The organism is Enterobacter sp. PI-10 (genome assembly GCF_027947695.1).
Lineage (GTDB): Bacteria > Pseudomonadota > Gammaproteobacteria > Enterobacterales > Enterobacteriaceae > Enterobacter > Enterobacter vonholyi.
This window is the reverse complement of sequence record NZ_JAJNOG010000002.1, coordinates 704,973-726,945: the sequence shown is the minus strand read 5'-3', so window position 1 is coordinate 726,945 and position 21,973 is coordinate 704,973. Positions and strand designations below refer to the sequence as shown.

Annotated in this window: 19 protein-coding genes; 12 read left to right on the top strand and 7 right to left on the bottom strand. The window is 48.8% G+C overall.

Translation table 11 applies throughout. The features are described from left to right. Positions 1 to 179 precede the first annotated feature (179 nt). From LRM19_RS07895 to fabI, 3 genes are all read right to left on the bottom strand, one after another. Positions 180 to 2,114 (bottom strand): exoribonuclease II, encoded by a 1,935-nt coding sequence (locus LRM19_RS07895; RefSeq protein ID WP_136194975.1) that lies wholly within the window; start codon positions 2,112 to 2,114, stop codon positions 180 to 182. 88 nt (positions 2,115 to 2,202) lie between these two features. Continuing rightward, complete coding sequence (locus LRM19_RS07890) at positions 2,203 to 3,189, bottom strand: CMD domain-containing protein (RefSeq protein WP_271368131.1); 987 nt, start codon at positions 3,187 to 3,189, stop codon at positions 2,203 to 2,205. A 153-nt stretch (positions 3,190 to 3,342) separates the two neighbouring features. Then, on the bottom strand, positions 3,343 to 4,131 hold the full coding sequence (fabI, locus tag LRM19_RS07885; protein ID WP_003856831.1) for an enoyl-ACP reductase FabI: 789 nt from the start codon (positions 4,129 to 4,131) through the stop codon (positions 3,343 to 3,345). Between the two features lie 886 nt (positions 4,132 to 5,017). Between fabI and LRM19_RS07880 the strand changes: the two genes are divergently transcribed. Together LRM19_RS07880 and LRM19_RS07875 are read left to right on the top strand one after the other, a co-directional pair. Continuing rightward, positions 5,018 to 5,548: a helix-turn-helix transcriptional regulator gene (locus LRM19_RS07880; RefSeq protein ID WP_271368081.1), complete on the top strand. Its 531-nt coding sequence runs from the start codon at positions 5,018 to 5,020 to the stop codon at positions 5,546 to 5,548. A 259-nt stretch (positions 5,549 to 5,807) separates the two neighbouring features. Then, positions 5,808 to 7,466 carry a PglL family O-oligosaccharyltransferase gene (locus LRM19_RS07875; protein ID WP_271368080.1) on the top strand — a complete coding sequence of 553 codons (1,659 nt, stop codon included), beginning with the start codon at positions 5,808 to 5,810 and terminating at the stop codon, positions 7,464 to 7,466. A 32-nt stretch (positions 7,467 to 7,498) separates the two neighbouring features. On the opposite strand, the gene LRM19_RS07870 is transcribed toward LRM19_RS07875, so the two are convergent. Then, the gene (locus LRM19_RS07870) at positions 7,499 to 8,236 is read right to left on the bottom strand and encodes a helix-turn-helix domain-containing protein (protein WP_271368079.1); all 738 of its coding nucleotides are present in this window, start codon (positions 8,234 to 8,236) and stop codon (positions 7,499 to 7,501) included. Between the two features lie 411 nt (positions 8,237 to 8,647). On the opposite strand from LRM19_RS07870, the gene LRM19_RS07865 reads away from it, so the two are divergent. From LRM19_RS07865 to LRM19_RS07820, 10 genes are all read left to right on the top strand, one after another. Then, positions 8,648 to 9,184 carry a fimbrial protein gene (locus LRM19_RS07865; protein WP_271368078.1) on the top strand — a complete coding sequence of 179 codons (537 nt, stop codon included), beginning with the start codon at positions 8,648 to 8,650 and terminating at the stop codon, positions 9,182 to 9,184. Positions 9,185 to 9,239: 55 nt separating this feature from the next. After that, a complete protein-coding gene (locus LRM19_RS07860) occupies positions 9,240 to 9,758 on the top strand; it encodes a fimbrial protein (RefSeq protein WP_271368077.1) in 519 nt (172 codons plus the stop codon). A 13-nt stretch (positions 9,759 to 9,771) separates the two neighbouring features. Continuing rightward, on the top strand, positions 9,772 to 12,297 hold the full coding sequence (locus LRM19_RS07855; protein ID WP_442876247.1) for an outer membrane usher protein: 2,526 nt from the start codon (positions 9,772 to 9,774) through the stop codon (positions 12,295 to 12,297). A gap of 26 nt (positions 12,298 to 12,323) precedes the next feature. Then, positions 12,324 to 13,076 (top strand): fimbria/pilus periplasmic chaperone, encoded by a 753-nt coding sequence (locus LRM19_RS07850; RefSeq protein WP_271368232.1) that lies wholly within the window; start codon positions 12,324 to 12,326, stop codon positions 13,074 to 13,076. 4 nt (positions 13,077 to 13,080) lie between these two features. Further along, entirely contained in the window at positions 13,081 to 13,650 is a 570-nt protein-coding gene (locus LRM19_RS07845; RefSeq protein WP_271368075.1) for a fimbrial protein, read from the top strand. Continuing rightward, on the top strand, positions 13,650 to 14,174 hold the full coding sequence (locus tag LRM19_RS07840) for a fimbrial protein (protein WP_271368073.1): 525 nt from the start codon (positions 13,650 to 13,652) through the stop codon (positions 14,172 to 14,174). The genes LRM19_RS07845 and LRM19_RS07840 overlap by 1 nt, the downstream gene beginning before the upstream one ends. Before the next feature lie 11 nt (positions 14,175 to 14,185). Further along, positions 14,186 to 14,728, top strand: a complete 543-nt coding sequence (locus tag LRM19_RS07835; protein ID WP_271368072.1) for a fimbrial protein — start codon at positions 14,186 to 14,188, stop codon at positions 14,726 to 14,728. An 89-nt stretch (positions 14,729 to 14,817) separates the two neighbouring features. Then, complete coding sequence (locus LRM19_RS07830; RefSeq protein WP_271368070.1) at positions 14,818 to 15,234, top strand: fimbrial protein; 417 nt, start codon at positions 14,818 to 14,820, stop codon at positions 15,232 to 15,234. A gap of 11 nt (positions 15,235 to 15,245) precedes the next feature. Beyond that, a complete protein-coding gene (locus tag LRM19_RS07825; RefSeq protein ID WP_271368068.1) occupies positions 15,246 to 16,169 on the top strand; it encodes a fimbrial protein in 924 nt (307 codons plus the stop codon). A 111-nt stretch (positions 16,170 to 16,280) separates the two neighbouring features. Further along, positions 16,281 to 17,192, top strand: coding sequence for a fimbrial protein (locus LRM19_RS07820; protein ID WP_271368067.1), 912 nt, complete (start codon positions 16,281 to 16,283; stop codon positions 17,190 to 17,192). A gap of 31 nt (positions 17,193 to 17,223) precedes the next feature. Here the strand turns inward: LRM19_RS07820 and LRM19_RS07815 are convergent, their stop codons facing one another. From LRM19_RS07815 to crrC, 3 genes are all read right to left on the bottom strand, one after another. Then, positions 17,224 to 20,319, bottom strand: a complete 3,096-nt coding sequence (locus tag LRM19_RS07815; RefSeq protein ID WP_271368066.1) for a multidrug efflux RND transporter permease subunit — start codon at positions 20,317 to 20,319, stop codon at positions 17,224 to 17,226. 4 nt (positions 20,320 to 20,323) lie between these two features. Next, positions 20,324 to 21,235, bottom strand: a complete 912-nt coding sequence (locus LRM19_RS07810; RefSeq protein ID WP_271368065.1) for an ABC transporter six-transmembrane domain-containing protein — start codon at positions 21,233 to 21,235, stop codon at positions 20,324 to 20,326. Positions 21,236 to 21,360: 125 nt separating this feature from the next. Beyond that, positions 21,361 to 21,747 carry a colistin resistant protein CrrC gene (gene crrC / locus LRM19_RS07805; protein ID WP_164850628.1) on the bottom strand — a complete coding sequence of 129 codons (387 nt, stop codon included), beginning with the start codon at positions 21,745 to 21,747 and terminating at the stop codon, positions 21,361 to 21,363. Positions 21,748 to 21,973: the final 226 nt, after the last annotated feature.

Sequence of the window (21,973 nt, the reverse complement as noted above, 5' to 3'; positions counted from 1 at the left end):
TGAGCGTATAAAAATTCACGCAACCGAATATAACAACACTCTTTTACTGTAGATAATTCTGGCGATTTTGGGCGAAGGGATACTGAAAATAGTAAGGAAAAATAATGATTTTGTGGCGGGGATAAAAATAAAAATTGTCGGCCCTTCCGAAACGAAAAGACCGACAGTTGAAGCGGTTATCAGGCGACAGGACGCGCGATAATACTGCGGGTTTCCATGCGGACTTCGGCGATATTAACGTCAATCACGTCGGTGACTTTGTAAACTGTTTCACCTTTGATTTGCACGGTACCGTTTTCCTGACTACAGACCATTTCGTCGCGAACCGCATGCAGGAATGGCGCAGGAATAAACGCGACGGCGCCGTTATCGACCAGACGGACGCGCATCCCCCCGCGGCTAATATCGATGATCTCTGCGGCAAAACGGGTGTCCGTACCGGCTTTATCCTGCAGGAAGCGTGCGTACAGCCAGTCCCCAACGTCACGTTCCGCCATACGGTTCAGACGGCGACGATCGGCCATCTGCTGCGTGGTGTCCTCCTGAGGACGGGCAATGGTTTCACCTTTGATAATCGCTTTCAGCAGACGGTGGTTAACCATATCGCCATACTTACGGATCGGCGATGTCCAGGTGGCGTAGGCTTCGAGGCCAAGACCAAAGTGCGGCCCAGGCTCGGTGCTGATTTCAGCGAATGACTGGAAGCGACGAATGCGGCTGTCCAGGAAGCCTGACGGTTGCGCGTCCAGTTCGCGGCGAAGCTTGCAGAAGCCCGGCAGCGTCAGCACTTCTTCCGGATCAACGTGCACATCGTGATTCTTCAGCAGGGCCGCCAGCGCTTCGGTATTCGCCGGGTCAAACCCGGTGTGAACGTTGTAAATGCCAAAGCCCAGTTTGTCGCGCAGTACGCGTGCGGCACAGATGTTGGCGGAAATCATCGCCTCTTCAACGATGCGGTTTGCAATGCGTCGCGGTTCGGCCACGATGTCCAGCACTTCGCCTTTCTCGCCCAGAACAAAGCGATAATCAGGGCGGTCCTTGAACACCAGCGCGTGAGTTTTACGCCACTCGCCGCGGTTCAGGCAGATGCGATGCAGGAGACGGATCTGCGCGGCAATGGCGTCGGAATCAGGTTTCCAGCTACCGGTATTTTCCAGCCAGTCGGAGACGTTATCGTAGGCAAGCTTGGCTTTCGACTCGATAGTGGCGGCGAAGAACTCGATATCGTCTTCAATCGCGCCATCTGCGGCGATAGTCATGCGGCAGGCAAGGACCGGGCGCACTTCATTTGGACGCAGCGAGCAGAGATCGTCTGACAATTCGCGCGGCAGCATCGGAATATTGAAGCCCGGCAGGTAGTTGGTGAACGCACGGATTTTCGCCGCGTCATCCAGCTTGCTGCCCTCGGCAATCCATGCGGTGGGATCGGCAATGGCAACGGTCAGATGCAGTTTGCCGTCGGCGCTCTCTTCAGCGTACAGCGCGTCATCCATATCTTCTGTGCTGGCGCTGTCGATGGTGACAAACTCCAGCGCGGTAAGATCGCGACGGGTCAGACCCTCATCCTGCATCTCGGTCGCTACGCCGTTCGGCGCTTCTTTTTCAAGATTATGGCGTGCCAGGGTGACCCACCATGGCACGAAATGGTCGGCGCCAAAGGTGATGAACTGGGTCAGTTCAGCATAAAAACCGCGATCGCCTTTCAGAGGATGACGGCGCATTTCTGCTACGGCCCAGTCACCTTCTTTAAAATCATGCTCAACGCCACGGGCGGCGCGGCAGGGAATAGCATCTTTCAGCAGGGGATGGTCCGGCACGATAGAAAGACGATCGTCTTTTCTCTGTACCTTACCCACAAAACGGGTCAGGAACGGTTCGATCAGTTCTTCCGGCTCGGCAGACTCGCGGTCCTTCTCGGTATGAATGACGGCCATGACGCGATCGCCATGCATCACTTTCTTCATCTGCGGAGGCGGAATGAAGTAGCTTTTCTGCGCGTCAACCTCAAGGAAGCCAAAGCCCTTTTCCGTGGCTTTTACGACCCCTTCTGCACGCGGCGTCTGGGAATGCAGTTGCTGTTTAAGCTGCGCTAGCAGCGGGTTGTCCTGAAACATAATGTTCTATTTTCGTAGCCATTGAGCGGCTGACAGTTTTACGCGATTCTCACTGTCTCAGCAAGCGGTCTTTGGGTAATGAGTGTGGTTATTCCTCTTTACCAAACGCGACTTTCAGACGATTAAGCCAGCCATCAAACGCACTCCGGGTAAGCAGCGTGATGGCTTGTTCGCCCGTGAGCCCTTGATCCGTGATCGGGGTAAACTGCGCGGCGCTGAAGCGGTCCGGAGAGCGTGTCAGCAGTTCGAGCGCCGCTGAAAGTGCGGGAGACGTCATCGGGATCTCTTCGCGAGTTTTTAACAGGATTTCGCCGGTCAGATCGAGCAGCGTCGGTTCATGACAAAGAACCGGCGTCAACGCCTCAAGCGCGGGTTCAGCCTGCCAGCGGGACAAGGACTCAAGCTGATGCGCATTCGCATAGCGCAGCTCAACGACAGGTAAAAGCGGCGTCCACGAATCGTGGCTCGCGGGGAGCGTGTGCGGCTGAATATGATGTCCCGGCAACCAGCGAACAGGATGTCCCAGCAGGGCCTGGAAAATTGCGACCACGCGCGCCTGAAAACCGATAAAGCCGATAATCTGGTTAATTACAACGATGTCGTACGTGGACAGGCCCACCTCATCAAGCTGGTTGCGGGCTTTATCATCGATCACATCAGGAGAGCTGGAGAGCTGGCGGGCATACTGCGTAATTTGCGCCAGACGTCGGTTGCTTTCGCGCGAGGAGTCCGGGCCGGGAAGCGGGGCGAGGAGGGCGGCATAGTGGTTACAGAGCCGTTGAACGCCGCAGGCCTGTGCGACGGTTAGCGCGGAACTGAGCCGATCGTAGGCGCTGAGCGTATGCAGGCGGTTCACGGGAATCGAGAGCGGAAACAGCTGGTGGCATAAGGCTCTGGCAGGAGCAAGCCAGCCAGAACAGGCGGCGACAATCTCATCAGGCAAGGCTAAATCGAGCAAAAAACGATCGTCGACGTTAGCGGCTTCGGGCACCAGGGGCAGAACATCAGTCTGCGCGTGGTTTGACTGGGTCTCGTGATACCAGTGGCCTTTGCCGGAAAAACGGCGTTGTTCCATGTGCGTTCCTTGATCTCAAAATGGCGATCAATATCCTGGCGTAAGGCAGATAAAGGGAAAAATATTGTTAGGTGATAACAAATAGCAGAACGGAATAACGAAGGGATAGGGCGGGGGGAAACCTCTCTTCCCGTGCGGGAAGAGAGTCACAGCTTATTTAATTTCCAGCTCGTTCATTGCAGCGATGTTGAAGCCGCCGTCAACGTGAACCACTTCGCCGGAAATACCCGCGGAAAGGTCAGAGCACAGGAATGCTGCAGAGTTACCCACATCTTCAATGGTAACGGTACGACGAATCGGGGTAACCGCTTCGCAGTGAGCCAGCATTTTACGGAAATCTTTAATACCGGAAGCTGCCAGGGTGCGGATAGGGCCTGCAGAGATGGCGTTAACGCGCACGCCTTCAGGACCCATTGCGTTCGCCATGTAGCGTACGTTGGCTTCCAGAGAGGCTTTCGCCAGGCCCATAACGTTGTAGTTAGGGATAGCACGTTCAGCGCCAAGGTAGGACAGGGTCAGCAGAGCTGCGCCCGGGTTCAGCATCGCGCGGCAGGATTTTGCCATCGCAACGAAGCTGTAGGAGCTGATGTCGTGAGCGATTTTAAAGCCATCACGGGTAACCGCGTTTACGTAGTCGCCGTCCAGCTGGTCGCCAGGAGCGAAGCCGATGGAGTGAACGAAACCGTCGAATTTCGGCCATGCTTTTGCCAGTTCAGCAAACATCCCGTCGATGCTTTCGTCTTGTGCAACGTCGCATTCCAGAACGATGCTGGAACCCAGCTGCGCGGCAAACTCTTCAACACGGCCTTTCAGCTTGTCGTTCTGATAGGTGAACGCCAGCTCAGCGCCTTCGCGATGCATTGCCTGTGCGATGCCGTATGCGATGGACAGTTTGCTGGCAACGCCAGTCACCAGAATGCGCTTACCGGAAAGAAAACCCATAGCTTTAATCCTTATATTCATTGCTTATTTTGCCTTGTAATTCATAGCGTTACAGGCAGTATTTCAAAATCATTCGAAATTAGCTCGAAATTATAGCCCACTCACAGCCCCTTGTGTCACGATATTTCTCGCACTTCTCGCGAGAGATATGCCTCAGATGGTGCCGGGCGAACTCAATCAGGTTGTTTCGCATCTGGCCGGGCAGACTAACGCGAAGCTCCTGAAAGGACGGTGGGGCATTTCCCGGACCAGCCCTGTAGCTTTGCGCGCAGTGGCAAAGTGAGTAGTAACATTCACTGCCGGAAACCTCGCCTGCGAGAGTGAGAAAGGCTGTAAGCACCTTTGATATTTTCCAGCATCCGTCCAGTATATCATTGAGCCTTTGATTCGCCTCATCCAACCAGAGGGGAAGAGTGACCATTACTGGTGTGTTTCACGAAAAGCAGACCATCCTTTATTGAATCCCATCGAATTAATATCGCTCACTCGTTGACCGTTCGTGAAACCTGGATCCAGACTCAAGCCAACCCAGCTCTTCATTTACGTGGCAGCTTCCCCGATCGAGACTTTCTTCGAAAGTTAGCCAGTGTTGCGGAACATCGCCCTGCATTTGTTAACTATTTGTTTTGATGTTGAGTCGGCGAATAACATAATGTCTATTTATAAACAAATTTCGCCCTGTTATTAACGTTTATGTACGTATATTCTCGGCGGGTCTATGAGGAAACCTGGCGGTAAAAACAGCGTAAAGAATAAATTCTTATACCTGATATGTTGCGCGGCGCAAAGACTTTTTATAAATGAAAAGGGCTCTTTTTTATTTTGAATCGCTTACTTTTACAAGTTTCCGAAATTTTTTTGTGCTGGTCGGGTGTTGAGAGGCTTTATGTCATTGGTTGTACTTACGAAAAATAATTTCCTGCGGCTTGCGCTCCACTCTATTTACGATGAGCTTGATTTAAAAGAAAATACCTGCGTGATTGATACTGAATCTTTCAGTGCACTTATAGATATTTTATACGAAATATATACCAGGGATTTAGTATCTTTTCGCCGAGTTCTTCTGCTGGGAGGTGATGATATTGGTTCAAAGATACTATTTCCCTTAAATGTCATTTCACTTGATTCACCTCTCACGGTGCTGAAAAATCAAATGTATACTGGGTATAGCCTGAAGACCGTGCTGGAACGTATTCACGAGTGTAGAAGACTGGTTGCACTGACTGATGGCGAGCGCTTGTTTGCTCAATACTACAGCTCGAGAAACTCGATTAAAAACATAGCGCGTAGAATCGGTTTAAGTGAAAAAACGGTGTATCATCAAACGGCGAGTGCAGCTGCAAAACTTAACCTGCGCTCGGGAAAGGAGTTTCTGCTTTTCCTGGACCGAGAGTTTAGTAATAATCCTGGTCGTTAAACCTATAAAAATGCAGTTCGCAAGCTAATCGAGGTCATTGAGCACTGGCCGGGAACCGCCGGCTCAAAATGGCGATAAAAGGGGGTACTTGCGAACGGGGCAGATCAAAATTCGCGGAGCACTCTGCGTCTGGCATTTTTTATTTTACAAAACAATATACATAGGTATATTTTCCATTTTTGGACGATATAGTAGATGTAAGAGTGCTGGGTGCAAGTGTAAAATATAAAAACAGTTTAATAAAATTTGGCCATGCTAAATGAAGCCCTTTTATCGTCAATATATTAACCCATCATTTTTTCTATTTTTTATTATGGCTGTATATTTCCTTGCAGCGCTGTTAGTTTATGTTCCTAACATGGGAGGAGATGGCCTCAGATTGCCGCATAATATAATTTGCTGGGGAGTAATGTTATTTATAACCCTGGCATCTGGTTATTGCATATTGCTGCGTAAAAAAATAAAGGTAAATGAGGCTTTAGCCTTTTTCATTATCGGTGCGTGTTTAATGTCGCTTCCATTATTGTGGAGTGATAAAGATGTGATGATATTCGCGTTGCCGAGATTTGCTGGTCTCTGGGGTGGTGTGCTTTTTTACCTGGCGCTACTGCAAATTCCAATCCGATTCTCGATGAAAATCCGATTGATTATCGTATTTGTCATAAGTGCACTGATTCAGGCGTGTCTTGGTTTTTGGCAGTTACTGGTCGCCTCACCAGATAATTTCATGGAGTTCATACCGGGTACACGGCCTTACGGTATCTTTCAACAAGTTAATGTGTTGGCGAGTTTTGTTGCCACGGGTTATGCGTGTACCTTGTGGCTATTGTTTCAGGCAAAAACAAAGCGGTCTTGCTTTTTACTTCTGTTCGCAACGGTTGTTTTTACGGCAATTTTAGAGATCTTACAATCCAGAGCTGGAATGTATGGCATCATTCTTTATTTAGCCTTGATTTTGCTAGCCCGTCATCGCCCAAAAGTAAAAGGTGTCTTTATTGTCTATATCATGTTAGTGATAGGAACGTTATTAACTATTCATATATTAAAGAATTTAGGGTTCGCTGAGCACTTTTTACGGTTTGTTGGCTCGGTTGACAAAATGGGGTCGAACGCTGAACGGTGGAGAATAATTACTATAACCTTATCGATGATTCAGCGGCATCCTTTGAGTGGTTGGGGGTATGGAGGTTATGAGTTTAATCTTTCAAGGTTCGCACTCCACCATTTTGATTATCTTTTTGACGGAGTCGATAATGCCCACAATGAATTTTTATTTGAATGGGCAGAGGGCGGGGTGCTGGCTCTTACAGGGATGGTTTTTATTATTGTGGGCTATTTCTATCTTTTACGCAGATACTCGCCATCACGAATTGCGCTGTGGGGGTTAGCTTTACCGATAACGTTTCATATGATGGTCGAGTATCCATTACTGCTTTCTACACCACACTGGATGCTTTTATTGCTGATTTGCCGTCTGGTAACATCAGAAAAATGTAGCAAACGGAAGAAAAATAGTAATCGATATGGAATAGCATTGCTATCAGTTGGCGTTATGGGTGTCCTCTTTATGCTAACTGGGTTTCGTACGGGCATGGCGCTTACGGAATTTGAGCGTAACAAAATGCAGGATTTTACAGCAGCATCCATGGTATTGAATCCATGGGCTCAATGGGACCGCTGGCAATACGACTCGCATACATCCATGCTACTCAAATATTATCAGACGCATCAACCTGAATTATTAATAAGTTACGTTGATTGGGGTAAAAAGTATCTTATGCACAGGAATGATTTAAGAGTGTTTAAAAATATGGTGCAGATAAATAAAGTGTATCCTCAACAAGCAACAACAACATGGTTGCAGCAGCAATGGTACGATTACTACCAGTCAGTCGAGAGTGCTCATAAAGTAAAATGAATCATGAGGGGCCATTGTGGCCCTTCGTTTTGTTAGAAGTTTTTGGGGAGTTGCTTTGTGATTTCGACGAGTTTCCCGTTTCTGGTCTTGATGTATCCACCCTCAGCCAGTTGCGAAATGATGTTATATATCAAACTGCGCGACAGGTGCGTCGTTTCCTGAATATAGGCCACAATACCAGTTCGACTTAAATCACTTACCTCTTGTTTTTTCATGTACTCAAGCAGTTTAGCTCGAATTATTGAGTAAGAAGTTTTACTCACCAAATGTTCGTCCCGGTAGACCATCATATGAACTGTAAAGGCGAGTACTTCTGCGACATCCTGCCAGAGTTGCTGCTCGGTAATAATTGATTTGGCATATTCACCTGGCATGCATGAAACCTTCGAACTCCGCGAAGCTCGAAAGTAGTAACGGCCAAGGGGTTCAAATAAGTCTCCAAGGCCTGCAACAATGGGGCCTGCTGTTACTGATACTTTCAGGTCATCATAGGATCTGTGAATGGATACAGAACCATTGCTCACGAGCCAAAGTGTGTTCGTATTTTTTTGCGACTTAATCCTGGTCCGGTTGGATGTTGACTCGTAAGGTGTTGAAAACGGCAGTAATGCATCATGAATTTTGCGCAATGCCCCGCCTGGAAACGTGATCGCATCTAACGCCATATAGCTTTGGAAGGGGAGGACATCAGGCGAAATCACCGGTGATACGTTCCCTTCTGTTGCGATGGTTTTTGTATGCTCATTTATTGATTTTGGTTTCGTTGACATTGTATCACCCTTCGGTATCGAAGCAGTACTAACGATAGCAGTAAGAATCAGTACTTATGATAGCAGCAAATGGCTCAGGCATTCATGAAAACGCTGAAGGCCGAGGGTTTGCCGCAAGATGGTACTTTTTAAGGGGGGGGATTATGGCTGAATATAAACGGACGTCAACAATGATATTTTAATCGTTTATTTTTAACAATCCAACAACAACGATTCCAAAAGTGTACGCTTTATCTTCTTCAGACACTCCACGCTTTTTTATAGAATGATTTCCGTCTGATGACGTTAGTCATTTGAAGGTATCAGTATCAATGTTGTGAAGTTTATTTAGACGTGTTGTTAATGTGAATTTGTATCAACTTGATACTCATCGTAATTGGAAAATATAAATTTTAAAACAGGATTTATGTAATGAACGCAAAAAAAATACTGCTGGCAATGGCACTCTCCTCCTTAATGGCCGCAGGTGCTCATGCGGCAACCGATCAGGGACACGGTAAAATTACATTCCTTGGTTCTGTCATTGATGCACCATGTTCTATCGATGCAAAAAGCCTCGATCAGACAATTCAGCTGGGTGCAATTTCTAAAAACCAGCTCTCTGAAGGTGGTAAATCTACGCCGGTAAGCTTTGATATCCAACTTCATGACTGTGATTCCGCAACGGCGAATAAAGCGTCCATCACTTTCAACGGCCTGGCTGGGGATAAAACTGATGGCCTGGACGGTGCTTTTGCTGTTACCGGTCAGGCAGCCGGTGTAGGTGTAGTGATTTCTGATATGGGTGGCAAAGTGATTAAGCCGAGTACCAAATCAGCTCTTGCAGCCATGAATGATGGTGACAATGATCTGCAATTCCTGGCCTACGTACAGGGGTCAACTGCTTCTGACGCCGTCGTCCCAGGAAACTTTGGCGCGATCGCTAACTTCATGATGACCTACGAGTAAGTAAATACTGTCTACCCGAAAGGGTAGACATCTATTCATGGAATTGTGAGGGCCTATGTTGACAGCCGTAGTTCTTCGCCAGTGTTTTGCTGTTGGTGTGCTTTTTTTGTTTTCTGTCGTATGTCACGCTTCCGAACTCGGGCGTGTTAGCGTGTCAGGCAGTATTTATGAGAGCTCTTGCTCAATAGATATGGCATCGACGAAACAGATAATCATGATGAAAACCGTGTCTGTAGGCCAATTAATGCAGAATGGTGAAGCCGGAAACACGTTGCTCAGAATTCATCTGGTGGGGTGCTCAACACAATTAGATGATCACCGTTTTTACATAACTTTTAGTGGTTCCAATGACGATCGTGAAACATTCCATGTTCTGGGAAATACGCAGGGCGTAGGCATACGTATTACAGATGCAAATGGAGTGCGTATAAAACCGGGTGAGCCAGCTTATATTAATCAGTCGATGGCTAAAATAAATACCCTGGACTACACCCTTACATTAACGGGTAATGGGGAAATACTGCATCCTGGCTTTTATGCCACCGTTGTGCGCATGAACCTTGATTATTTTTGACTGATTTAAGGTGATGTTAGTGTATAAAATACAGATATCTCGTCGGTCAATTATCGCCAGCGTGTTAATTACCGTATTTGCCAGATACGCCTATGCTGAAGAAAAAACCATTCAGTTTAATACTGACGTTCTGGATGTGCAGGATCGTGGCCATATCGATTTAAGCCAGTTCTCGCGAGCGGGTTACGTTATGCCCGGCACATACGCATTATCAATTCAGATTAATAAAAGCTCATTGCCCGAACAGCAAATCACATTTTTGGTTCCAGACAATGATAAAAATGGAAGCGAAGCGTGCCTGACTAATGACATTGTTACTCAGTTTGGGCTAACCACGGCAGCAAGTAAAAACTTATCCTGGTGGCATAACGGTGAATGTCTCGACCCGACTTCACTTCAGGGGATGGTTATGCGGACTGACATGGCCAGCAATACGCTTTTTATTAACCTACCTCAGGCCTACCTTGATTACGTGGCCGAGAACTGGGACCCACCTTCACGCTGGGATGAAGGGGTTGCAGGCATTCTGTTTGACTATAATTTGAACGGCCAGTCTATACGTCAGAAAGAAAGTGGCAATACTGAAGAAAGCAAGACTCTCAGCGGTAATGGAACCACTGGGATGAACGTTGGCGCATGGCGTTTTCGCGCAGACTGGCAAGGTCAGATGGATAAACATTCAGGGAACGTAGCAAGCAATACGCAAAATTTTGAATGGAACCGCTATTACTTATACCGGGCGGTGCCCTCTATGCGGGCAAAAATGACATTGGGTGAAGACTACCTCACCTCCGATATGTTTGACAGCTTCCGTTTTACCGGCGTGAGCCTGGTGTCCAGCGACAATATGTTGCCGCCGAACCTGCGTGGCTACGCTCCGGAGGTTACGGGGCTGGCGAAAACAAACGCCAAAGTGACGATCAGCCAACAGGGGCGTGTGCTTAATGAAACTACGGTGGCAGCCGGCCCTTTTCGTATCCAGGATCTGAATAATGCTGTGTCCGGCACGCTTGACGTCAAAATTACTGAACAGGATGGCTCTGTACAGACCTATCAGATTAATACGTCGACGATTCCCTATCTGACTCGCCCTGGGATGGTTCGATACAAATTAGCAGCAGGGAAACCTTCAGATTTTGATCATCACAGTGATGGTCCTGTATTCGGTACAGGAGAATTCTCCTGGGGGGTCAACAACGGTTGGTCACTTTATGGCGGCGCGCTGGTTGCCGGTGACTACAACGCGATATCGATAGGGATCGGGCGAGATTTATTGGCTCTCGGGGCAATATCTATTGATGCAACTGAATCTCGAGCTCGTCTGCCGCAGCAGGAGTCCCGGCAGGGTGGGTCGTACAAAGTAAGCTACTCCAAGCGATTTGACAGCACTGATAGCCAGGTGACCTTTGCCGGGTATCGCTTCTCTGAGCGCGGTTTTATGAGCATGACGGACTACCTTGATGCGCGTTACCACGATAACGACAACGGTGGCAGCGGCAAAGAAATGTATACGGTGACGTTTAACCAACAAATAAAGCCGTTGAACATGAGTATTTATTTGGACTACAGCCGTCAAACCTATTGGGATCATCCCTCTAGCACAACGTATAACGTGTCGCTTTCGCACTATTTTGATATTGCTAGTTTTAAAAATCTTAGTCTGAGTATATCTGCGTTTCGCACTACGAATAATGACACCGACGATCGTGGTGCTTACATGAGTCTGTCTGTTCCATGGGGCGAATCTGGCTATTTCAATTATGGCAATCAGATCAGCCAGGATGGGGCGAGTCATTCCTTATCTTACAGCGATCGCATCGACAAGGATAACTCGTACCAGATAAGCCTCAACTCCGATCAAAACGGGGTTATAGGGGGGAGCGGCTATCTTACGCATGATGGTGATGCAGCTGAAGTAACGGCCACAGCGACGCAGCAGGGCAATAAGTACAGTTCGATGGGATTATCAGTACGCGGTGGCATGACGGCAACAGCGCGCGGTGCGGCTCTGCACCGTATGTCTGTAGCAGGTGGCACGCGCATGATGGTGGACGCCGATGGTGTAAGTGGCGTGCCCGTTAAAACAGGTGGGAACAACACCCATACCAATGCTTTTGGTAAGGCAGTGGTCGGAGATGTGAGTAGCTATTACCGAAACAGCATGAATATCGATATGGATGAACTGGGTGATGATGTGGACGCCAGCCGTTCAGTGGTGCAGGGCACGCTGACGGAAGGCGCGATCGGCTATCGCAAGTTCGGCATTATTGCCGGTCAAAAGGCTATGGCGATATTGCGCCTGACGAATAATAGCGTGCCGCCATTCGGCGCCATGGTGACTAACAAGGATAAGGAACAGACCGGGCTGGTCAGCGAAGACGGTATCGTTTGGCTGACGGGAATAAAGCCTGGTGAGGTGATGAGCGTGAGTTGGGATGGTTCAGAAAAGTGTCACATTAACCTCCCGGCAGTACTGCCCCCGGACCTGGAGAGTCAAAAATTGCTGTTGCCGTGCACTACGGCAGACAGCATCAAATAATCCTATTTGTTGAAGAGAAAAGAGTCATGATTCGCAATACGTTAAAACGTAATAGTTGTTTGCTTGCATTGGCATTCACTACCTTGATCGCGCAACAGGCGAATGCTGCACTTGCGCTGGATCGCACCCGCGCGGTCGTTAATGGTGGCGATAAATCGGTGAGCCTGGGGGTGACTAACCAAAACCGTGAGCTGCCGTATCTGGCACAAGCGTGGGTAGAGGATGCTCAGGGTAACAAGATAAGCGATCCACTGGTGGCACTTCCGCCGGTACAGCGTATTGAACCTAACAGCAAAAGCCAGATAAAAATTCAGATTACGCCTGCAATGAATCTGTTAGCGCAGGATAAAGAAACGCTTTTCTTCTTTAACCTGCGTGAAATCCCGCCGAAGACGGACAAACCGAATACCTTGCAGATTGCGCTGCAAACCCGCATCAAGCTTTTCTATCGTCCGGCATCCCTGGCGGTGGAGCAGAACAGCAAACCCTGGCAGGAGCAAATGACGCTGACGCGCCAGGGAGAAGGTTACACGGTGAATAATCCGACTCCGTATTACATTTCCGTGGTTGAGGTTGCCCCATCGCTGAAGGGTGAGCCGCTTAAAAGCGTGAAGCCGTTGCTGGTCGCCCCTAAAAGTAGCGCCCGGTTAGAAGGTGATACTCACAATCTGGGAAACAACCCGGTTATTACCTACATAAATGATTACGGCGGACGCCCGAAGCTGGTCTTCAGCTGCAGTGGCAGTAGTTGCAATCTTACATCTGCGCATGCGGGCTAAACAGATGAAAAAAGTATGCATGTCGTTATCTCTGCTGTTGATCGTAAGCTCCACGACGCTGGCTGGTGAAAAGAGTGTGAGCGGGGATGTTCCTTTTATTGTTGGAGGAATGATGGTTGAGGGGGCATGCATACTAGAAATGCAGTCAGCATCACAGGAGATTTCACTCAGTACTGTGTCTGCATCGCTGCTGAAAAAAGTCGGTAACCGTGGAGCATCTGTACCTGTAGTCCTCCACCTCAAATATTGCGTAAGAATGCAGGGCTCAATTACGGACAGACGCACCGGCAGTCGCTCCTGGGATGCTATCCAACCCATCGCCACCTTAACGTTTTTGGCTCCTGCTGATAGCTATAACCCTGAACTGGTGCAGGTAACCGGGGCTCGAGGCATTGGTCTACGTATCACAGATGCCAGGCAGAATGACATTCATTTAGGGGAACGCAGTAAGCCACATTTTCTCACTCCGGGTAGTAGCGACCTCGTGTTTTACGTCACGCCTGAGAGAACCCCTGAACAGTTGATTTTGGGTCCCTATAAGGCAGTGGTGAATTTTTCTCTGGAGTACGATTGATGACGCGTTTTTTATGGCTGTTGGGTTTTCTTATTTTCATACCTCATGCATTTGCCGGGGATAATAATGTCAAAATCAGTGGTGCGCTGGTTTCAGAGCCCTGCACGCTATCTGAAGCATCATCAGATATTCAACTTGATTTTGGTAACCTGGTAAGCACCTTTTTCTATAACAGCAACCGCACGCCGGGTGAACCGTTCAGTATTACGCTGGTTAACTGTGATACGACATTGGGCAGCAGTGCCACTGTCACCTTTAAGGGGAGTGAGAGCGTGGCCTTGCCGGGTTTATTAACGCCAGATGCGGGTGATACGCAGGGTATCGCCATCGGTATCGAAACCAATAGCGCAGACCCACAGCAGCTGGCGCTGAATAAGCCAAGCCCCGTATTCAGTTTGACGAGCGGTAACAATGTCATCGCGCTGAAGGGATATGTCCAGGCCGAGCCGGCCGCTATTGCCGCTCACAGCATCACTGCCGGGGCATTTACGGCAACAGCCACATTCGAAATAGCGTATCCATGAGAGGCAATACAATGAAATTTTGGCTACACATCATGGTGGCTTCGGTATTGTTCGCATTTACATTTTTTGCGAAGGCGGATGATCCTGTAAGGCTAAACATCAATATCACTGGGACGGTGGTAGCAAATGGCTCCTGTACTTTTAACAAAGGTGAGACGCTGACGGTAGATTTTGGTGATGTGGAAATTACGACCGTTAACGGAAGTTCCAAAATTGATGGATCCTATCAAAAAACTTTGTCATCCATGATGACCTGTTCTGGTGACATTGCAGGTAGTGCTCAAATGACCCTGAAATCGGTGGCGGGAGGGACTGTGGAATACCAGGGGCAGAAACTGTTACCCGTCAGTATTAATGCTAAGAATCCTGGGCAGGAATTAGGAATAAGGCTTCTGGTGGATGGCGTGGAGCAGGATATTGATGCTGCATTCCCAGTGGATGCTTCCCAACAACCAGGACTGCAGGTGGAATTGGTGCAAATAGGTGACGGAAGCGGCCTGGTTGGTGGTGCACCTATTACGGCCAGTGCAACACTGATAATGGAGTTCGTATGAGGGGTATTAAGTTGCTTTTATTTTCACTTGCGTCTGTGTTGTTTCTTTTGCATGTGAACGTGGCGCTCGCATCACAAACTGGAGATACCATGTCCATTGATTTTACTGGCAGGCTTATTAACCGAAAACCCTGTACGATTAACAACGGAGAAGTGATTAATATCACTTTTGGTAACGTGAGTATTAACAAGGTGGCAACGGGACATATAACTCAGCCGTTAAATTACACGCTGGACTGCCCAGGGGCGACGAGCAGCAATACCATTCAGATGACCATCAAGGCAACCCCAGTTTCGGGGGACTCGGCCGCAATGGAATCAAGCTCGACGGGGTTGTGGTTGAAGTTTATGAATAATGGAGAGCCTCAGGATTTAAATGTTCCATTTGGTATTGAGGATGTTAATGCTCTTCCGAAGCTCGATGTAGAGCTTGAAAAAAATCCTGCTTCTGAACTGCACGCTGATGCGTTTACAGGAACAGCAACGTTAATGGCCGAGTTTTTTTGAAGGGCAACAATATGCATCTCAGGCAATTGAACGGTTACTTTAAAGTTGTATCTTTTACTATCATATTGTTCATGGGGCTATGGTCCCAGTCTAGCCTTGCAACCTGGACGGGAGCATATGGTTATGAGTATTATTCAAAAACTGTTTGTGCAACATCAATTGATGAAAACATTCGTTCCAAGATTGATACCAACTGGACTGCTGCACCTATTTGTTCTTTTGATATTGGTGAAGGGAATGCAGTCCCTGAATCTGGCCAGTATTCTCTCGTGGGGTATTTTACCCCTACAATTGGCAATGCCACTCGAGGAGGATGGGTGAACAACCCACAGTATATAAATGCCGGTGTGCAGTTGAAAGATTTACAGCTAGCCTGGACCGGCAATCTCTACGGAGCAGGTACTCCATATCCTTATATCTGTTACGCGCTAAGAAATACTAGCACTCAAAAAATGTACAAGTTTAATTCGACGCCCATGGGTTGTACTGTCGTACCAGATAGTTCGGATTTACCACCCGGACCCGGTATGCTTAAGTGTTCATTTAATAATGGAAATGCGCTAAACGTTTCTTTAGGGGATGTTGTACGTAGTGAAATTGGTACTGCGCCAGGCTCAACACCTGCTGTCGAGAAACAACTTGACGTGACGTGTACAGGGGCTGGAACTGCTACTTACTCAATTAATTTTCAGTATACTGCGATTGATGTTTCAGGTGATGAACTTGTTACGACATCAGCTAATGGATTAGCAGTTGCGATGTCCTTCAATGATGAGTTAATTAATACAACGGGCACATACACACGGACTTATGGCGTTGGTTCGCAGTCAGAGTCACTAAAGTTTGAACCAGTACGCAATCCATCGGTAAGCGTTAGTGATATTCCAACCGGTGCCTTTTCAGCTAGCGCAGTGATGGTATTAACTATTCAATAGTGCGAAGTTCAAGTCGAACAACCAGTACAGGACGTGGTGCTAAATGAAGGCGTGAGATGACATGCCGAACTATTTTCAGAAACAGCAACATTAATGTGAGTACATATTGGAATGCATAATGTTAAATATGTTATTGAAATGCTGGTGTTTATTTTCGTAATGGTGCTACCTTTTCTTTTTCTGCCTCTCTCATGTTTTGCCTCGTGGAGTGCTCTGGGAGTACATCAGAACAGTTCAGGTAACACCCTATGTCCTGTTACGCCGGATACGCTTGTGGATTTGAATGCTGAAGATTATGCCATTGCGGGATGCCAGTTAACCATAGGGATGGGGAATCAGGTCCCTCGCAGTGATTTTTATAGAGTTGTCCTTGCTGTTGTTGACTCTGGTGGGAATTACAATAAGGCAATCACAACTGCTGATTCATATATTGATGCGGGATCTGATTTAAGTACATCGGTTATCGGCTGGGCATTTCATTCGCAATTAAAACTCGGTGGTCATTATATTCATATTTGCTATATGCTTGCAGATCGTTTTGGCGATTACTTTACTTTTAATAACACCCCACAAAGTTGCCCTGAAGGTTCGGGAGGATCAACTCCGTTACCTTCACCATTTCAGTGTGCATTTGGCGATGGAAGCACACTGAATATTTCATTAGGCGATGTGGACAGAACTGAAATCGGAGCGGTTCCCGGCACGCTTCCCGGGACCGAGAAAAATATCAACATCACCTGTACGGGGGATGGCTCTGCGACCTACACAATTGGTTTTGAATACACCGCCATCAATATAGACGGGACAGAAATGGTTTCCTCATCGGCAAATGGACTCGCGGTGGCTGTGTCGTTGAATGATGAACTGGTCAACCCAACGGATACGTATACCCGAACCTATAGTACGGGGACTCAGACAGAGAAATTAACATTCGAACCCGTGCGCGATCCCTCGGTGAAAATCGGTGATATCCCAACGGGTGCCTTTTCAGCAAGCGCAGTTATGGTATTAACTCTCCAATAGTTTGAAGAGATGCGTGAACCCACAAAGGTATTCACGCTTTCCTGATGTTGTCGATGAAACGCGCGATGACGATAAAGAAAACCGGTACGAAGAAGATTGCGAGAAGCGTACCGCTAATCATGCCGCCAAAGACTCCGGTACCAATGGCATGCTGCGTACTGTCGCTCGCACCGCTGGCCAGCATCAACGGAACAACCCCCAGAGTGAAGGCTAACGATGTCATCAGAATGGGGCGCAGGCGCTGGCTGGCGGCATGAACGGTTGCCGCCAGCAGGGGCTGCCCCTGAAGATGGAGCTGCCTGGCAAATTCGACAATCAGAATGGCGTTCTTGGCCGACAGGCCGATGAGCGTAATCAGGCCCACCTTGAAGAAAACGTCATTCGTCATACCGGCGACAGACACCGCTACTACCGCGCCGATAAGACCCAGTGGAACGACCAGCATGACCGCGAATGGGATAGACCAGCTCTCATACAGCGCGGCGAGCACCATAAATACGACCAGTATCGACAGGACGATAAGGCCCGGAAGCTGAGATTCCGATTTTATCTCCTGTAGCGAACTCCCGGCCCACTCGCCAGCCATACCCTGAGGCAGGCTCCTGGATAAACCTTCCATGACCTTCATTGCGGTGCCGCTGGACTCTCCCGACGCCGCATTGCCGGTAATGCGAATAGCAGAATATCCCTGGTAACGCGTCAACTGCTGCGGCGCAACGTTCCAGGAAAGCGTGGCAAATGTAGATACCGGCACCATCTGACCCATCCGGTTTTTTACTGATAATTTCAGTATCTGCTCAGGCTGCATTCGGTAGGGCGCATCGGCCTGAATAATCACCTGCTGAACGCGGCCGTTGTTCGTATAGTCATTGACGTAATTTGAGCCCAGGGTGACGGAGAGCGTCTGGTTGATTTCATCAAATGAAAGGCCCATCGCTTCTGCCTTTTCTCTGTCCACCTGTAGCGCAAGGCTTGTTCCTTCCGGAAGACCGTCTATATACACGTCACTCAGTTCAGGGCGCTGATTGGCCTGCAGGACCAGCGCGTCGGCAGCTCGCTTTAAAGCCTCGTAGCCCAGTCCCGCTCTGTCCTGCACGTACCAGGTAAAGCCCGACGAGGTGCCCATATCCGAAATGGCCGGCGGGAGCAGGCTCATCGTGACGGCATCAGAGACGTTCGCCATGCTGGCCTGTATATGGTCGGCTTCATCCTGGGCCGTCGAACCCTGCCGATATTTCCAGTCCTTCAGCGTGGTGAAGGCCATAGCCGAATTCGGTCCTGAACCTGAAAATCCAAACCCCAGGATCATAATGTTGCTTTCAATATCCGGCCGGGCCGCAATTTTCCCTTCAAATTTTTTAACCACGTTCAGGGTACGCTGCATGGTGGCATCAGAAGGCAGCTGGATTGAAGACATAAAATAGCCCTGATCTTCGTCAGGCAGAAAGGACGACGGTAAGGAAGACATCCCCAAAAACAGCGCAGCACATAGCGCAACGTACAGGAGCAGCATACGTCCGGTTCGCTTCAGAACGGCACCCAGCCCGGCTTCGTAACAGGCGGTAAGCGAGCGGAAGCGCGCGTTAAACCCGACCGCGAACCGTCCGCCTCCGCTCTTTCCTGCCTTATGCGGCTTGAGTAACGTTGCGCACAGGGCAGGCGTCAGCGTCAGGGCAAGAAACGCGGAAAGCAGTATAGAGACCGCCATGGAAATACAAAATTGTCGGTAGATAATCCCGACGGATCCTTCAGCAAACCCCATGGGGATAAAGACGGCAGTGAGCACCAGCGTGATCCCGATAATCGCCGGGGTGATTTCCTGCATGGCTTGCCGCGTAGCGTCACGCGGGGAAAGGCTTTTTTCCTCCATCAGTCGTTCAACGTTTTCTACAACCACAATGGCATCATCAACAATAATCCCTATCGCCAGCACCATGCCGAACATCGTCAGAATATTGATGGAGTATCCGCTGAGTAGCATTACCGTGAAGGTGCCAAGAAGTGCAACGGGGGCAACAATCGCCGGGATAAGGGTGCAGCGTATCTTGTGCAGAAAAAGCAGCATAACCAGGAAGACGAGGACCATCGCTTCCACAAATGTCTGAACAACCTTCATGATAGAAAGTTTCACAAACGGGGCGGTATCGAAGGGAACCGTAAATGCCATTCCTTCGGGTAACACCTGGGAAAGTTCGTCGATGCGCGCGCGTACGCCTGAAGCCGTACTCATTGCGTTGGCGCCAGGCGAGAGCTGGATAGCCGCTGCCGTTGCAGGAACCCCATTTTCGCGGATACCGAAAGCGTAGCTTTGCAGGCCAGATTCAATGCGTGCAATGTCGGACAATTTCAGACGGGCGCCGGATGCGTCAGACTTCAGAGTAATATTCCTGAACGCCTCTACCGAGGAGAGTTGTCCCTTCACCGTGATGGGATACGTTACCCCTTGTCCTTCAGATGCTGGCTCATCTCCCGTTTTACCGGGCGAAACGAGGGCATTCTGCTGGCCAACAGCGGTAAGCACATCGCTCACCGAAAGGCCGTAGGTGTGGAGCTTCATCGGATCCAACCAGATTCGTAGCGCTTTTTCGCCGCCAAACAGCTGAACTTTCCCTACGCCGGGCACGCGACGAAGCTCGTCACTGACGTTTCGGGCAAAATAGTCGCTTAAGTCGGCTTCCTCAAATTGACCTGTCGTGGACTTAAGCCCCACCATCATCAGAAACCCGGAATTAGCGGCCTCGACGTTAATACCGTTTTGTCTTACCGCCTGAGGGAGACGAGGCTCGACAATCTTAATCTGATTCTGCAGGTCCATCTGCGCCAGCTTGATGTCCGTACCCGGTTTAAACGTGACGGTAATTGATGCCGAACCGGTTGTGTCGCTGGATGATTCGAAATAGAGCAAATTATCGACCCCAGAGATTTCGCGCTCGATTAACGATACCACCGACGTATTCATGATATCGGGGCTCGCCCCCGGGTAACTGACGGAAATAATGATCCCCGGCGGTGCCACCGCCGGATACTGCGCAACCGGCAAACGGGGAATAGACAGGAGTCCTGCCAGCACGATAAACAGCGCCACTACCCAGGCGAAAACGGGGCGTTCAATAAAAAAATGAGGCATTAAATTAACGTCCAGTTACGTGAATTTCTTCATCAGTGGATACGCGTTTACCGATATCCCTGAGCTGAGAAAACTTCTCTAGAAGCTGCGGTGCGTCATCGAGGCTTGTCGCGAACATCCACATGTAGGTCATCACGGAATAAATATGTCCGGCGGTGATGCCGGTTGAGCGCGTCATCCAGACGATGGTCAGCGTAAAAAGCACGGCAACAAGTACGCCAACCCACAAATATCCCCACGCCTCGCGGTCAGATAACGCGATACGTAAACGCGCAAGCGTGGAGTAATGTCGGTGAAGAGTGGCCGTTCTCGCCTTATGAACATAATCCACTTCTTTTTCCAGACGATTATTCAGGCGCATGAATAGCCATTCATTTTTACGGGCATATCCGGAGACAAATCCGAGCAGGACAAATACAATCGCAAAGCACATGACGCCGGCCCAAAATTCAATAAACAGCAACATGATTGCGGCGCCAAACAGTGAACTCAGCGATGTAATCAGCAGGGGAAGGTGCATTTCAAAGAAATCCACGTACTCACGCGAGAGCGTTACCCTGGCGGCGATTGCCGAATGGTTTAGCTGATACTTGCGCTGTGCCAGAACGACGGATACCGCGAGGCCGGCATAAATGCGTGCAAACGTGCGGGTATCGACGCTTCGTCTGGCCGCGCCGATGAACCACATACAAAGCACCATCAGGCCATATAGCGCGGCGTTAAGCGTCTTCCCTGCGAGGATGGCATTTATCGCGATACCTGCCAGAACGGGGTAAAGTAGAAACGTTACGTTTTCGGCCACCACCAGGAAGAAAGTGACAACCAATTTTTTCCGGTGCTGTATCGCGAGTTTTTTAAGCGAGTGCATCACTCCGGCAGGCTCAGAAGGACTAAGATTATTATTACGGTTCATCATTATGGGCAAATCGTGTCAGACTTTTTTTAGTGAATTATTTTTGTGCAAAATAGTGTGATGGAGAGCCTACCGCGCGCCTGTTTAGCGGAAATGGGCGGTTTGTGGAGGATGTGTGGAGCGGTGGCTCAAATCATTCTCATAATGAGGTACAGCGGGGCTCCACCAAAAAAAATGATTAAATAACACTCGTAGTAAAAGACCAGATCCTCGATGTCGGGCATTGTGTTTAACAACACGGTGAACGTAATAATGAGATAAAGAAAAATTACTATTAGCCAGAAGGCGATGACAAGCAGCTCAGTCAACGCACCGGCTTTATTTTGGATTATCAGAGAGACAACCGACAATGCGATACAGCCATAGATGATGGGTGACGAGGGTAGCGTCGAGGCGACTTTCTCATCCATTCTGTGTACCAGCACCAGCCAGGTATAAAGTAATCCCCACGACAGCAGCAGAAACAGGGAATATATGCCCAGTTTTTTCGGGGAGAAATATTTTGAAAGTTCCATGTTCATTATTTCAGCCAACTTCATAAAGTCTTTAAGAAACAGTGGTAATTTGCAACGCTCAATGCACAAAGGCTTATGCCTCAATAGCGATTTTGAACGGACATTGTCGAGTCTTTATTGACTGAATGTGTAGGTTGTGTGGAGAAATAACCGGGCAATTAAATCAACCGGGAAATTCTCGTGACCATGGCACTTTTTCGCGGAGGCTGTGTCTTATTGTGCTAAA